Below are 13,262 nucleotides of genomic sequence, written 5' to 3' on the forward strand. Positions count from 1 at the left end.
GCGTTACAGTCCTGCCTGCGAGGCCGCCCACGCGGTGCCTGCGATGATTGCTACCGGCAACAGCCCATCGACGCGATCGAACAGACCTCCGTGGCCGGGGATGAGGCGCGACGAATCCTTAACCCCTGCCCGCCGCTTGAGCCAGGATTCATAGAAATCCCCCGCTTGCGCGAACACCGCCATCAGCGCCCCGATCAGCGCTGCAACGCCGACGTTCGCCACTTCCAGTGCGGAAGCAAGGCTCGGTCCAGTCGGGCCGATGGCCGAAAGCAGGTAACCGGCACTGAGCACGACGAGTGCAGCCCATATCCCCGCCGCCGCCATGCCACCGGCAAGCCCTGCCCAGGTTTTTGACGGGCTGATACGCGGTGCAATCTTCGGCCCGCCAATAGCGCGCCCCGTGAAATAGGCCCCGATATCGGTGCAGATCACAAGGCCAAGCACCGCCAGCACCAAAAGCTCTGGCATGACCACCAGCGCCAGGGCCGCCCAGCCGATATAGACCGCGCCGAACACCACCTTGGGCACGAGGCTGGCAGGCGTATCGGCAATCTTGCCGACCAGCAGCAGATACTCGACGAAAACGCCGAAGCCGACAGCGGCGACAAACACGTCCAGCGCCAGCCCGCCAAACCAGAAGGCGGTTCCGGCAATCGCCAGCATGACCACTGCGGACGCAGCGCGCAGCTTGAGATCCGGGTTCCTGGGCACGATCACCGGCGCGGGGGCAATTACGGGATCAACGTCCACCGAACCGCCTCTCACGCGAGGTGAATTGGGCCAGCGCCTCGGCCAGATGCGCTGCCGTGAAATCGGGCCACAACACGTCGGTGAACCACATTTCGGCATAGGCCGCCTGCCACAGCAGGAAATTCGAAAGGCGAATTTCGCCCGACGTGCGGATCAGCAGATCGAGCGGCGGCAGACAGGCCGTATCGAGTTCGGCCTCGATGGCTTCCGGCGTGATCGGCCCTTTCTCGGCCGCGCGCGCGGCGGCGCGGGCGATTTCCTGCTGCGATCCATAGTTGAGCGCAATGGCGACCGTCGTACCGGTATTGGCCGCTGTGCGCGCCATCGCAGCTTCGATCATTTCCACGATATCGGGCGCAAGTGCCTGATAATCACCAATGATCCGCAGGCGGACATTATTGGCCACAAATTCATCGAGATCATTGCGGATGAACGTGCGCAACATGCCCATCAGGTCGGAAATCTCGTCCGCCGGACGCTTCCAGTTCTCGGACGAAAACGCATAGAGCGTCAGCGCTTCAAGACCCATGTCGCGCGCGGCGCGGGCAATTTCGCGGACAGTATCGACGCCGCGCTTGTGCCCGAAGGCGCGCGGCATCATGCGTTTCTTGGCCCAGCGGCCATTACCGTCCATGATGATGGCGACATGGCGCGCGCCGCACGGGGCACCGCCATTGCCCGCCGAGGCCGTAACCGGCGTCACTTGCCGAGGATTTCCTTTTCCTTGGCGGCAGCGGCTTCATCGGCCTGCTTGATGATTTCGTCGGTCAGTTTCTGGAGATCGGTCTCGGCGCGCTTGCGCTCGTCTTCCGAAATTTCCTTCTTGTTTTCATCTGCCTTGAGCGCGTCCATGCCATCGCGGCGCACATTGCGGATCGCGATGCGGGCGTTTTCGGCATATTTGCTGGCAAGCTTGGCCAGTTCCTTGCGGCGTTCCTCGGTCAGATCCGGGATCGGCAGGCGCAGGGTGTTGCCATCGTTGATCGGGTTGAGGCCCAGACCCGCCGAACGGATCGCCTTTTCCACCGGCCCAATGGTCGACTTGTCCCATACCTGCACGGTCAGCATGCGCGGTTCGGGCGCGGAGATCGTGGCGACCTGCGTGATCGGCATGTGCTGACCATAAACATCGACCATGATCGGTTCGAGCAGCGCGGTGTTCGCCCGACCGGTGCGCAGGCCGACGAGATCATGCTTGAGCGATTCGACAGCGCCCTTCATGCGGCGTTCGAGATCGGCCTTGTCAAATTTTGCCATGATTCAGGCTCCCTTCTGGACGACCGTCTGCGTGCCCCCGCCCGCCAGAACACGGGCGAGATTGCCCCGTTCGCGGATGGAAAAGACGACGATCGGAATGCTGTTGTCACGGCACAGCGCCACAGCGCTCGCGTCCATGACCTTGAGATTGTCTGCCAGGACCGTGTCGTAATCCACGGAATCGTAACGCTTTGCTTCCGGGTCCTTCTTGGGATCGGCGTTGTACACGCCATCCACGCTGGTGCCCTTGAACAACGCATCGCACTTCATTTCGGCGGCGCGCAACGCAGCACCTGAATCGGTGGTGAAATAGGGGCTGCCGACACCGGCGGCAAAAATGACCACGCGGCCCTTTTCAAGGTGCCGTTCGGCGCGGCGGCGGATCACAGGCTCGCACACTTCGTCCATCTGGATGGCCGACTGAACGCGGGTTTCGACGCCGATCTGTTCCAGCGCGTTCTGCATCGCCAGCGCGTTCATGATCGTGGCGAGCATGCCCATGTAATCGGCCTGTGCGCGGTCCATGCCCTTGGCGGCGCCAGCCATGCCGCGAAAGATGTTGCCGCCACCGATCACCAGGCAGATTTCAAGACCGCTGTCGCGCGCATCCTTCACTTCCTGCGCAAGGCGGGCGACATAATCCGTATCGATCCCGAACTGCTGCTCCCCCATCAGAACTTCGCCCGAAAGTTTCAGCAGGATACGCTTGAACGGAGGCAGGCTCATGGGAGGTGCATACTCGTGAAAGGTGATATTCGGCCGCCCTTATAGCCCTGTAGGGGGCGGTGCCAAGGGCGCGGCTTTGATTCAGGCACAACAAACCCCGCACTGGCAGGCCGCCGTCAAAGGCAGCCCGCCGATGCGGGGATCGGTGCAACCCTGACTTACTTGATGCCGGCGGCAGCAGCCACTTCGGCAGCGAAGTCGGTTTCTTCCTTCTCGATGCCTTCACCGAGCTGGAAGCGGACGTAATCCACCAAGGCGATCTTGGTGCCGGCTTCCTTGCCGGCGGCATCGACGACCTGCTGGATGGTCGACTTGTTGTCCATCACGAAGATCTGCGAAAGCAGTGCGTTTTCCTTGGCGTACTTGGCGACGGCACCGTCAACCATCTTGGCCTGGACTTCGGCAGGCTTGCCGCTTTCGGCAGCTTTTTCAGCCGCGATCTTGCGCTCGCGCGCGATCAGTTCGGCGTCGAGACCTTCGGCGGTCAGCGCCTGCGGGAAAGCAGCAGCGATGTGCATCGCGATCTGCTTGCCCAGCGCTTCAAGAACGCCGGCATCCGCTTCGGATTCAAGCGCGACGAGCACGCCGATCTTGCCGAGGTTGGGAGCGGCTGCATTGTGCATGTAAGGCACGACCACGCCACTGGTGACGCCAACGTGCTTGATGCGGCGCAACTGCTGGTTTTCACCGATGGTCGCGACGTTGTTGGTCAGCTTGTCCGAAACGGTTCCGCCATCGGGATAGGCCGCGGCCTTGAGCGCTTCGACTTCGGTCACGCCGGTCGTCAGCGCAACTTCGGTCGCCTTGCGCACGAAGTCCTGGAACTGGTCGTTCTTCGCGACGAAATCGGTTTCCGAGTTGACCTCGACAGCCACGCCCTTGGTGCCCGAAACGGCAACGCCGACGAGACCTTCGGCAGCGGTGCGGCTCGATTTCTTGGCGGCAGCGGCAAGCCCCTTGGAGCGCAGCGCATCGACCGCGGCTTCGAAATCGCCACCGGCCTCTTCAAGCGCCTTCTTGCAGTCCATCATGCCGGCGCCAGTACGCTCGCGCAGGTTCTTCACGTCAGCGGCAGTATAAGCCATCGCGTTGATCCTTTATTCTTGAAAACGGGGAAGGCCGCAGCAAGTGCCGCGGCCCGTAATTCACATCCGGGACAATTGCGTGACGGTGCGTGGCTTCATGCACCGTCACGCGTCATCCAGATCAGGCCTCGGCAGTGGCTTCTTCGGCCAGCGGCTCAGCCATCGCGCCGATGTCAGCGCCCGAAGCGATTGCAGCGTCACGGCCGCCGCGCGTCGCGGCAGCAGCCACGGCTTCGCAGTACAGGCGGATGGCGCGGCTTGCGTCGTCGTTTGCCGGGATGGGGAACGCAATGCCTTCGGGCGAGACGTTCGAATCGAGGATCGCAACGACCGGAATACCCAGGACGTTGGCTTCCTTGATCGCCAGTTCTTCCTTGTTCGCGTCGATCACGAACATCACGTCGGGAATGCCGCCCATGTCGCGGATGCCGCCCAGCGACAGCTCGAACTTGTCGCGTTCGCGCGTCAGCTGGAGGACTTCCTTCTTGGTCAGGCCGGTGGTGTCACCCGAAAGCTGCTCTTCCAGCGCCTTGAAGCGCTTGATCGAACCCGAAATGGTCTTCCAGTTGGTGAGCATGCCGCCCAGCCAGCGATGGTTGACATAGTGCTGGCCCGAAGCGCGCGCAGCCTGTGCAATAGGCTCCTGCGCCTGGCGCTTGGTGCCGACGAACAGGACCTTGCCGCCGTTCTGGACGGTGGCCGCGATGAATTCGAGCGCACGTGCCATCAGCGGAACCGACTGCGACAGATCGAGGATGTGGATGCCGTTGCGCGCGCCGAAGATGTACGGCTTCATGCGCGGGTTCCAGCGGTGCGTCTGGTGACCGAAGTGTGCGCCTGCTTCGATGAGCTGGTGCATCGTGACGACTGGTGCCGCCATAGAGAAATTCCTTTCCGGTTATGCCTCCGGGAAGCTGGAACCGTTGCGGAGATCCCGCTGTCGGCACCGGTGAATATGCTTCCCGTGTGGATTGCCGTTTTCGTCTGCGAACACCATGCCCGCAGAATCCTTCGACGGCGCGGCCCTTAGACCGGCGCGCTGCGGAAATCCAGAGCTGAATTGCAAAGCCAGAAAGTTCCAACGCAAGATTGCACCGCAGTGGATCAGCAATTTTTGCGGTCCGTCCGCCAAAATTGCATCGACGCCAGCAGAATGATGCTTGACGGATTGGAACAAAGAGTGAACATTAGTTCCATAACCGAATCAATCCTCGGTCTCAGGAACAATACCGCAATCCACAAGTTTTCCACAGGCCTTTCCAAAAAGTTAACGGGATCAGGCTGACGGAAAGAAACGCTAAGGACACGCGCCATGCTCGCACTTCTCTCGACGCTCGTCTTCGCCGCTGCCGCAAGTTTTGCGATAGCCGCCGTTTTCGTGACGATGAAGGGACGACGCAGACAGATCGCTGCGCTTCTGGCGGATTATCGCTCGCTGCAACAGGACCGCGAATTTCTGGTGCATGTGACCTGCATAGAACGCCCTGCCCCGCGCACAGCGGCCGATCAGCAAGTGCGCAGGACGTCGCGCCGGTCGCTCAAGCGATCGGAGGCGGCGCGGTCCGCAGGCTCGCTGCGCGCTGCCGCTTGACACGGGCGTAGCGAATGACGCCGACCGGCAGGAACAGCAGGTAGACAACGCAGATTCCGACCAGAGTCAGCCATGGCTCAGTGAGGAGCGCCGCAATTACCAGGCCGACCAGAGCGATCAGTTCGAGCCGAACGCTCCGCCGTGGCCGCAGTGATGTCCAGCTGAGCGTCGCGATGTTCGAGATCATCAGGAAAGCGATCAGCACCAGCCATGGGCCGACCACGATCGGCAGGCGGAATACCGGATTGTCCGTGGCGATCCATAGATAAAGCGGCAGGAATGCCAGGCCCGCCGCAACCGGCGCCGGAATGCCGGTGAGGAAACCGGCGGACTTGTGCGGCTGCTCTTCCACATCGATCCGCGCGTTGAATCGGGCCAGCCGGAGCGCACAGGCAATGGCAACGGCCAGCGCCGCAAACCATCCGATGCGCGGCGCGTCCTGCAACGACCACAAAAACAGGATAAGCGCAGGCGCAACCCCAAACGATACGTTGTCGGCAAGACTGTCCAGTTCGGCACCAAAGCGCGATTGTGCCTTGAGCAGGCGGGCAATGCGTCCATCGATGCCATCCAGCAGGCCGGCGATGATCACCGCCGCCACGGCCTTGCGCCAGTCTTCGGCTACCAGCACCGGATCGGTGCCCGATGCGGCGGTAACTGCAAAGCGGATGCCGGTAAGCCCCGAACACAGAGCCGCCGTAGTGATCGCGTTGGGCGTCATCGCCCGCAGCGTCAGCCCGCCAGGTAGACCGCCACGACGCGCAGGCTCGAATTCGCCCGGATAGCTCACTGTGCGACACCCTCGATCATCGGCGCATTGCCGATTTCGGCAAGGACCGTCTCGCCTGCGATGGTCTTCTGGCCCATCAGGACCTTGGGTTCGGTGCCCGCCGGCAGATAGACATCGACGCGGCTGCCGAACCGGATCAGGCCGACACGCTGGCCAACCGCAACGATATCGCCGCCCTTGACGAACGGCACGATGCGGCGCGCGACCAGCCCGGCGATCTGGGTAAACCCGATCTGGGTGCCGTCACCGCGCTCCACCAGGAAATGCTGGCGCTCGTTCTCTTCGCTTGCCTTGTCGAGATCGGCATTGAGGAACTTGCCGGGAATATAGACCACGCGGCGGATGGTGCCTGCGATGGGTGAGCGATTGATGTGGACGTCAAACACCGACATGAAGATCGAGACACGCGTTACCGGCGCATCGCTCATCCCGCGTACGCCGCTGCCATCGTCGGCGCACAATTCGCGCGGGGGCGGCACTTTCTGAATCAGCGTGATCAGCCCGTCGGCAGGCGCGACGACAAAGCGGTCATCGCGCGGCGTGACGCGCACGGGATCGCGGAAAAACGCCAGTACGCCCAGCGTCAAGAACGCCAGCGGCCAGGCAAGCGTCTCCCATGCCATGAACGCTGCGCCAGCGCTGAGCGCTGCTGCGATCAGGCCGAATTTGCGACCTTCGGGGTGGATGGATGGCCATGACCACCCGGCGGTGCCACGACCGCGGTTATCGAGTATTTCTCCAGACATGCGCCCCATCTAGGGCCTGCCACCCGATGCGACAAGCAAACTTGCGCCGAACGGAAGATGCCGCGCCACAAGCCTCGACGCCAACATGGACAATCGCCCTGAACGGGCTGCGACATATTGGGCGGCGGTGGTGGACAGGGGTGGATTCGAACCACCGTACGCTCTCGCGGGCAGATTTACAGTCTGCTGCCATTAACCACTCGGCCACCTGTCCACACCAGTGTTGCCGGTGCGGGATTCCTGTGAAGGAGCCCCGATTTGATGATCTCCGAAGAGACCGTCCGGCCGAGAGGCGGTCCCTTTGGCGAAGCGAGACTTGCCTGTCAATGGTCAGGCTGGCATGCGCGACACGAAATTTCCTGACACGTCCAAGAAAAGGTGCCTCATGCCCCGCAACAACGATCAACCCAAGGGCAAGTCCCTGCGCGGCCGCGAAGCACGCAACAAGCACGGGCGTGGTTCTGGCCGCAGCGGTGGTGGTGGCACCGTCCGCCTGTGGGGACGCCATGCCATCGAAGCGGCGCTGACCAACCCCAACCGCGATTGCAAGAAGCTGTCGGGCACACGTGAAGCCATCCAGCAGTTGCTGGACGATAACGACGCCGAATTGCCACCCACCCTGCCGGTGGAATATGCGCAGGCGGCTGACCTTGGCCGCCTGGTGCCCAAGGATGCCCCGCATCAGGGACTGGTGCTCGAATGCCTTCCGCTCGACGATATCGCGCTCGACGATATTCTCGACGAATCGGAAGGCCGCACCATCGTCGTGCTCGATTCGGTGACTGATCCGCACAACGTCGGTGCGATCCTGCGGTCATGCGCCGCGTTCGATGTGGCCGCGCTGATAACGCAGGACCGCAATTCCCCACCCGAATCGGGCACACTCGCCAAAGCTGCGTCGGGCGCGCTTGAAACCGTGCCATGGGTGCGCGTGGTCAATCTTGCCCGCGTACTCGAACGCATGGCCGAAGAAGGCTACTGGCGGATCGGGCTGGATGGCGATGGCAAGGCGGTGTTCCCGTCCGCCCTGCCTACCGGGCCTGTCGTGATCGTGCTGGGAGCCGAAGGCGAAGGCCTGCGCCACAACGTGGCGCAGCATTGCGATGCGGTGGCCCGCCTGCCCATGGCATCGGCGATCGAGAGCCTTAACGTTTCGAACGCGGCGGCAATCGCGCTATATGCGGTCTATACGCGCGAGGCGTGATTTCGGCGGGAGGGGCATAATGCGTCGGTTGGGAGCCATGTTGGCGGTGCTGCTGCTGGGGGCATGCATGCTTCTGCCCGGCAAGTTCGCCTCCGACCTCGTGCTGCGCCGTGACGGTACGTTCAGCTATGCCTACAAGGGCGAGATCCATTTGCTCGCCCTATCGAAAATGGCCGCCGAGGAGCGCAGCAAGAGCCAGGGCAATGCCGCATTCGAGCCGTCCACTTGCTATGGCGAGCAATCCGGCGAAGAACGCGAATGTTCTTCTGAGGAAATCACCGAGCAGAAGCGGCAGTGGGAAGAAGGCCTTGCCGCGTCCCGCGCCGACGCCGCCGAAAAGAAGAAGTCAGAAGAGGCGATGATGAAATCGATGCTTGGCGGCATCGATCCGTCCGATCCACGCGCTGCGCAGGAATTCGCCGAGCGCCTGCGCCGTCAACGGGGCTGGAAATCGGTGATCGACAAGGGCGACGGCCGGTTTGAAGTCGAATATGCGATCACCGGCAAGCTCGATCACGACTTCACTTTCCCGACGATCGAAAAGTTTCCGATGATCACGCCGTTCGTGTCGCTGATCCGCCGGAGCGATGGAACCGTACGGATCGATGCCCCCGCCTTCAGCTCGTCTGCAACGTCTTCGCCGATGATGGGTATGGCAGCAGCTTCGGCGAGCGAGAAATCGGGCGCCGATGGCATGCCAACGCTGGACGGGGTGCTGACGCTGATCACCGATGGCGAAATATTGGCGAACAATACCGATGAAGGCCCCGTGGCTGCACCCGGCGGCCGCAAGCTCGAATGGAAGGTCAACGCCCGCACGGCAGCGGCGCCGACCGCGCTGGTGCGGATCACACCCTGAAAAGCGCCGAGGATAAAAAAGGACCGCGCCAGTCTGATGCTGGCGCGGTCCTTTTGATTTCAGCGATTCAGTCTCATTCATCCGGCAGGCCAGCACACAAGCAGGCCAAACGGGTCGCCGGTCAGTTGACGGCGTCCTTGAGACCCTTGCCAGCCTTGAATTTGGGCTGCGACGATGCCTTGATCGACATCGGTTCGCCCGTGCGCGGGTTGCGACCGGTCGATGCCTTGCGCTTGGCTACGGAAAACGTGCCAAAGCCTACCAGGCGAACTTCATCGCCCTTCGTCAGTGCACCGGAAATACATTCGAAAACAGCTTCGACCGCCTTGGTCGCATCGCCTTTGGTCAGGCCACTGACATCGGCAACCGAGCCGATCAGATCGTTCTTGTTCATTCGCGGAACCCCCTACATCTTTTCTTGGGAAAGGTTGGGTTTGACTCGCCTTTCGGGTGGGCCGGAAGAGAGCGGAGAAAGTCCCTGTTGTCAAAGGCAAATGCGACGAACTGGCTTCGATATGGCCCGGAAACAGGCGGTTTGGGAAAGAAAGCCGTTGCGCGCGCAACCAGTGCTCCGCGCGCAACGGTCAATCAAAAACGCTCAGTGTGCGGTATGCGATGATCCGGGCGCTGCCACCGGATGGCCCGGTTGCGTGGACAGATCGTCGGCCTCGGTCCACTCAATCGGCTGGTAGGGGGCCGTCAACGCATGGGCCAGAACTTCATCCACATGCGAAACGGGAATGATTTCAAGACCTTCTTTAATATTTGCCGGAATTTCAGCAAGGTCCTTGCGGTTTTCTTCAGGGATCAGCACCGTCTTGATACCCCCCCGCAGTGCCGCCAGCAGCTTTTCCTTCAGGCCGCCGATGGCCAGCACCCGTCCGCGCAAGGTGACCTCGCCGGTCATCGCGATGTCGGCGCGCACCGGGATGCCGGTCAGCGTGGAAACCATCGCGGTGACCATGCCGATGCCCGCGCTCGGCCCGTCCTTTGGCACCGCGCCTTCGGGTAAATGGATGTGCAGGTCCTTGCGCTGGAAGATCGAAGGCTTGATGCCATAGGCAGGGCTGCGCGCCTTGACGAAGCTGAAGGCCATCTGCACGCCCTCGCTCATCACTTCACCCAGCTTGCCGGTGGTCTTGACCGCGCCTTTGCCCGGCACCGTCACGCTTTCAATGGTCAGCAATTCGCCGCCGACTTCGGTCCATGCAAGACCGGTTACCGCCCCGACCTGGTTTTCCTCATCGGAAACACCGTGGCGGAACTTGCGCACACCGGCAAACTCATCGAGATTTTCGGGCGTAACGGTAACCGTCCCGGCCTTGCCTTCGAGAATCTGGCGCAGCGATTTGCGCGCAAGCCGCGCCACTTCGCGCTCCAGTGTGCGTACGCCGGCCTCGCGGGTGTAGTACCGGATCAGGTCGCGTAACGCCTCGTGCGTCAGTTCGAACTCACCCTTCTTGAGACCATGGGCTTCCACCTGCTTGGCGATCAGGTGACGTTCGGCGATCTGGACCTTTTCGTCCTCGGTATAGCCTTCGAGCCGGATGATCTCCATGCGATCGAGCAGCGCCTGCGGCAGGTTCAGGCTGTTCGCGGTGCAAACGAACATCACGTCCGAAAGATCGAAATCCAGTTCGAGATAATGATCCTGGAACTTGGCGTTCTGTTCGGGATCAAGCACTTCGAGCAGCGCCGATGCCGGATCGCCGCGGAAATCCTGGCCCAGCTTGTCGATTTCATCGAGCAGGAACAACGGGTTCGACGTACCGGCCTTGCGCAGGTTGGTAACGATCTTGCCAGGCAGCGAGCCGATGTAAGTGCGACGGTGACCACGAATTTCGGCCTCGTCACGCACACCGCCCAATGACTGGCGCACGAATTCGCGACCGGTCGCCTTGGCGATCGACTTGCCAAGCGAGGTCTTGCCCACGCCCGGAGGGCCAACAAGGCACAAGATCGGTCCCTTCAGCTTGTTGGTGCGCGCCTGCACCGCAAGATACTCGATGATCCGGTCCTTGACCTTGTCGAGCGCATAGTGATCGGCATCGAGCACTGACTGCGCGGCTGGCAGATCGCGCTTCAGCTTGCTCTTCTTGCCCCAGGGCAGGCCCAGCAGAACATCGAGGTAATTGCGAATCACGGTCGCCTCGGCGCTCATCGGCTGCATGCCCTTGAGCTTCTTAAGCTCGGCGTTTGCCTTGGTCTTGGCTTCCTTCGACAGTTTGAGCTTGTCGATCTTCTCCTGCAATTCGGCGATTTCGTTGGCTTCGCCATCATCGCCGCCGCCCAGTTCCGACTGGATCGCCTTCAATTGTTCGTTGAGGTAATATTCGCGCTGGGTCTTTTCCATCTGGCGCTTCACGCGGCCACGGATCTTGCGCTCCACCTGGAGCACACCCAGTTCGCCTTCCATGAAGGAAAGCACCATTTCCAGCCGCTTGAGCGGATCGGATTCAGACAGGACCGCCTGTTTGTCCGCGACTTTGGCGGCAAGATTGGCCGCTGCCGAATCCGCCAGCTTTCCAGCATCGTCGATATCGCCAAGCTGGCCACCCGCATCCTGCGGCAGCTTCTTCGAAAGCTTGGCATATTCGGCAAACTGATCGACGACCGAACGCATCATCGCCGAAATCTCGGTGCCCGTCGCCACGACAGGTTCAAGCTGCTCGACTTGCGCCACAAGCATCGCGCCCTGTGCCGTGGTCTCTTCGCGCAGGTCATGCAACGTGGCGCGGTCCTTGCCTTCGACCAGCACGCGCACCGTGCCATCGGGCAGCTTCAGCAATTGCAGGACCGAGGCGATCACCCCGGTTTCGTACAGGTCATCGCGATCGGGATCGTCGCAGCCGGGATCGAGCTGCGCGAGCAGGAAAATATCCTTGTTGCCGGCCATTGCCGCCTCAAGCGCCGACACCGATTTTTCGCGTCCGACGAACAGCGGCACCACCATGCCGGGAAACACCACGATGTCACGCAAGGGAAGCAGGGGATAAAGATTCATGGGCACTTCGTTTCCGTCGTTCCAGGCACACCGCCTGAGGCTTGGTTCAAATATGGGGGTGGCTTGCGGCCGCCGCAATGGCTTTGCGCACTTCCCTTGTGGATCAACCCGGCCATGATGCGGACGCAGGCGATGGGGAAACCGTAAACCGGATATTAGGTATGATCCCGCAAGGGAAGACTTGAGACCTTTGCGAGGACCGCAAGATTGCATGCTGCGAACACGGACAACCCTGATCGTAGGTGCTGGCGCCAGCGCGGAATTGCAGTTTCCCAGCAATGGCGAACTGCTCGCGCGGATCATACAGGGGTATGATTTCCAGCGGACGGCGGGCGAGACGTCCACGCGCGATGGTCAGTTGCTGCTCCGCAATATCTACAAGCTGGCCGAACGCGCAGGCAAAGCTGTCGAGCAGGTGGCCGCCGCCGCCGAACGGTTGCGCAACGCCTGCAGGCTGGGCCGCTCCATCGATTCCGTGCTTGAGCAGTACGATCACGATGCGATGGTCGTATCCTGCGGGAAGCTGGCAATCACCTATTTCATGGGACAGGCCGAATCTCGCGCCAGTTTGCGCGATGTGCCGCGGGTGCCGGGGGAACTGCCGTTGCAGGGCAAGGTGGCCGAATACTGGATCTACCAACTGGGGCAGTTGATCACATCGGGCGTTCCCCGCAGCAAGATCGGCCAGACGCTTGAGCAGATCACGATCATCAATTTCAATTACGATCGCTCGGTCGAACATTTCCTGCCGTTCGCGCTGGTCATGGCCTATGGTATTGATCTCAAGGAAGCGCAGGCGGTCATCGCCGAAAAGCTGAACATCATCCATCCCCACGGCTGCATCGGTCGGCTGCCCTGGCAGACGGGCGAAGCACCTCAGGCGGAATGGGGGGTGGAGCAGCCGTGGAACATCCATGCCATCGCCGCACAGCTCAAATCGCTGAACGAACGCAGCGCGGACCGCAGCGCCGTGCGCGACGTGCGCCTTGCCGTTGCCGGAGCGAAACGGCTGGCCTTCCTCGGCTTCGGTTTCCAGCCGCAGAATGTCGATCTGCTGTTCGAAAACAGCCTGTCGCATGGTCCTGAAGTACTCGTTTCGACTTACGGCATGAGTCCCGGCAACGCTGGCACAGTGGCGCAGATGCTCAAGCGCCTGTGCGGCGTGGAAAGCGACGATCTGCTGATGCTCTCACCGGTCAAGGCGTGGGAGATGCTCCGCGATTACTCGCTGTTGCTGGAAAGCTGAGCGC

Annotated in this window: 14 protein-coding genes and 1 tRNA gene; 4 read left to right on the forward strand and 11 right to left on the reverse strand. The window is 61.6% G+C overall.

Features of this window, described 5'->3' with window-relative positions; translation table 11 throughout:
• Nucleotides 1–3: 3 nt before the first annotated feature.
• From LUA85_RS11555 to rpsB, 6 genes are all read right to left on the reverse strand, one after another.
• A complete protein-coding gene (locus LUA85_RS11555) occupies nt 4–750 on the reverse strand; it encodes a phosphatidate cytidylyltransferase (RefSeq protein WP_231469862.1) in 747 nt (248 codons plus the stop codon).
• Nucleotides 740–1,384: a polyprenyl diphosphate synthase gene (gene uppS / locus LUA85_RS11560; RefSeq protein WP_231471852.1), complete on the reverse strand. Its 645-nt coding sequence runs from the start codon at nt 1,382–1,384 to the stop codon at nt 740–742. Before uppS ends, LUA85_RS11555 begins: the two co-directional genes overlap by 11 nt.
• A 65-nt stretch (nt 1,385–1,449) precedes the next feature.
• Nucleotides 1,450–2,007, reverse strand: a complete 558-nt coding sequence (gene frr, locus LUA85_RS11565) for a ribosome recycling factor (protein ID WP_231469864.1) — start codon at nt 2,005–2,007, stop codon at nt 1,450–1,452.
• Nucleotides 2,008–2,010: 3 nt separating this feature from the next.
• Nucleotides 2,011–2,733, reverse strand: a complete 723-nt coding sequence (gene pyrH, locus LUA85_RS11570) for a UMP kinase (RefSeq protein WP_231469866.1) — start codon at nt 2,731–2,733, stop codon at nt 2,011–2,013.
• Between the two features lie 158 nt (nt 2,734–2,891).
• On the reverse strand, nt 2,892–3,818 hold the full coding sequence (gene tsf, locus LUA85_RS11575) for a translation elongation factor Ts (protein ID WP_231469868.1): 927 nt from the start codon (nt 3,816–3,818) through the stop codon (nt 2,892–2,894).
• A 121-nt stretch (nt 3,819–3,939) separates the two neighbouring features.
• Nucleotides 3,940–4,698: a 30S ribosomal protein S2 gene (rpsB, locus tag LUA85_RS11580; RefSeq protein ID WP_231469870.1), complete on the reverse strand. Its 759-nt coding sequence runs from the start codon at nt 4,696–4,698 to the stop codon at nt 3,940–3,942.
• A gap of 432 nt (nt 4,699–5,130) precedes the next feature.
• On the opposite strand from rpsB, the gene LUA85_RS11585 reads away from it, so the two are divergent.
• On the forward strand, nt 5,131–5,409 hold the full coding sequence (locus LUA85_RS11585; protein WP_231469872.1) for a hypothetical protein: 279 nt from the start codon (nt 5,131–5,133) through the stop codon (nt 5,407–5,409).
• Here the strand turns inward: LUA85_RS11585 and LUA85_RS11590 are convergent.
• From LUA85_RS11590 to LUA85_RS11600, 3 genes are all read right to left on the reverse strand, one after another.
• Complete coding sequence (locus LUA85_RS11590) at nt 5,357–6,199, reverse strand: phosphatidylcholine/phosphatidylserine synthase (protein ID WP_231469874.1); 843 nt, start codon at nt 6,197–6,199, stop codon at nt 5,357–5,359. The genes LUA85_RS11585 and LUA85_RS11590 overlap by 53 nt on opposite strands.
• Nucleotides 6,196–6,945, reverse strand: coding sequence for a phosphatidylserine decarboxylase (locus LUA85_RS11595; RefSeq protein ID WP_231469876.1), 750 nt, complete (start codon nt 6,943–6,945; stop codon nt 6,196–6,198). The genes LUA85_RS11590 and LUA85_RS11595 overlap by 4 nt, the downstream gene beginning before the upstream one ends.
• Nucleotides 6,946–7,073: 128 nt before the next feature.
• Nucleotides 7,074–7,159 (reverse strand) — tRNA-Tyr (locus LUA85_RS11600).
• 171 nt (nt 7,160–7,330) lie between these two features.
• On the opposite strand from LUA85_RS11600, the gene rlmB reads away from it, so the two are divergent.
• The gene (gene rlmB / locus LUA85_RS11605) at nt 7,331–8,149 is read left to right on the forward strand and encodes a 23S rRNA (guanosine(2251)-2'-O)-methyltransferase RlmB (protein WP_231469878.1); all 819 of its coding nucleotides are present in this window, start codon (nt 7,331–7,333) and stop codon (nt 8,147–8,149) included.
• A gap of 19 nt (nt 8,150–8,168) precedes the next feature.
• Nucleotides 8,169–9,008, forward strand: a complete 840-nt coding sequence (locus tag LUA85_RS11610) for a hypothetical protein (protein WP_231469880.1) — start codon at nt 8,169–8,171, stop codon at nt 9,006–9,008.
• A gap of 121 nt (nt 9,009–9,129) precedes the next feature.
• On the opposite strand, the gene LUA85_RS11615 is transcribed toward LUA85_RS11610, so the two are convergent.
• Both LUA85_RS11615 and lon read right to left on the reverse strand, forming a co-directional pair.
• Nucleotides 9,130–9,402, reverse strand: a complete 273-nt coding sequence (locus LUA85_RS11615) for an HU family DNA-binding protein (protein ID WP_231469882.1) — start codon at nt 9,400–9,402, stop codon at nt 9,130–9,132.
• A gap of 204 nt (nt 9,403–9,606) precedes the next feature.
• Complete coding sequence (gene lon, locus LUA85_RS11620; protein WP_231469884.1) at nt 9,607–12,012, reverse strand: endopeptidase La; 2,406 nt, start codon at nt 12,010–12,012, stop codon at nt 9,607–9,609.
• Between the two features lie 211 nt (nt 12,013–12,223).
• Here lon and LUA85_RS11625 point away from each other — a divergent pair, with 211 nt between their 5' ends.
• The gene (locus tag LUA85_RS11625) at nt 12,224–13,258 is read left to right on the forward strand and encodes a hypothetical protein (protein ID WP_231469886.1); all 1,035 of its coding nucleotides are present in this window, start codon (nt 12,224–12,226) and stop codon (nt 13,256–13,258) included.
• Nucleotides 13,259–13,262: the final 4 nt, after the last annotated feature.

This window comes from Novosphingobium sp. CECT 9465 (assembly GCF_920987055.1).
Taxonomy (GTDB): Bacteria; Pseudomonadota; Alphaproteobacteria; order Sphingomonadales; family Sphingomonadaceae; genus Novosphingobium.

Coding starts and splice junctions, on each gene's coding strand:
- uppS (WP_231471852.1), bottom strand. CDS start 1,384: ATGGACGGTAATGGCCGCTGGGCCAAGAAACGCATGATGCCGCGCGCC.
- frr (WP_231469864.1), bottom strand. CDS start 2,007: ATGGCAAAATTTGACAAGGCCGATCTCGAACGCCGCATGAAGGGCGCT.
- pyrH (WP_231469866.1), bottom strand. CDS start 2,733: ATGAGCCTGCCTCCGTTCAAGCGTATCCTGCTGAAACTTTCGGGCGAA.
- tsf (WP_231469868.1), bottom strand. CDS start 3,818: ATGGCTTATACTGCCGCTGACGTGAAGAACCTGCGCGAGCGTACTGGC.
- rpsB (WP_231469870.1), bottom strand. CDS start 4,698: ATGGCGGCACCAGTCGTCACGATGCACCAGCTCATCGAAGCAGGCGCA.
- LUA85_RS11585 (WP_231469872.1), top strand. CDS start 5,131: ATGCTCGCACTTCTCTCGACGCTCGTCTTCGCCGCTGCCGCAAGTTTT.
- LUA85_RS11595 (WP_231469876.1), bottom strand. CDS start 6,945: ATGTCTGGAGAAATACTCGATAACCGCGGTCGTGGCACCGCCGGGTGG.
- rlmB (WP_231469878.1), top strand. CDS start 7,331: ATGCCCCGCAACAACGATCAACCCAAGGGCAAGTCCCTGCGCGGCCGC.
- LUA85_RS11610 (WP_231469880.1), top strand. CDS start 8,169: ATGCGTCGGTTGGGAGCCATGTTGGCGGTGCTGCTGCTGGGGGCATGC.
- LUA85_RS11615 (WP_231469882.1), bottom strand. CDS start 9,402: ATGAACAAGAACGATCTGATCGGCTCGGTTGCCGATGTCAGTGGCCTG.
- lon (WP_231469884.1), bottom strand. CDS start 12,012: ATGAATCTTTATCCCCTGCTTCCCTTGCGTGACATCGTGGTGTTTCCC.
- LUA85_RS11625 (WP_231469886.1), top strand. CDS start 12,224: ATGCTGCGAACACGGACAACCCTGATCGTAGGTGCTGGCGCCAGCGCG.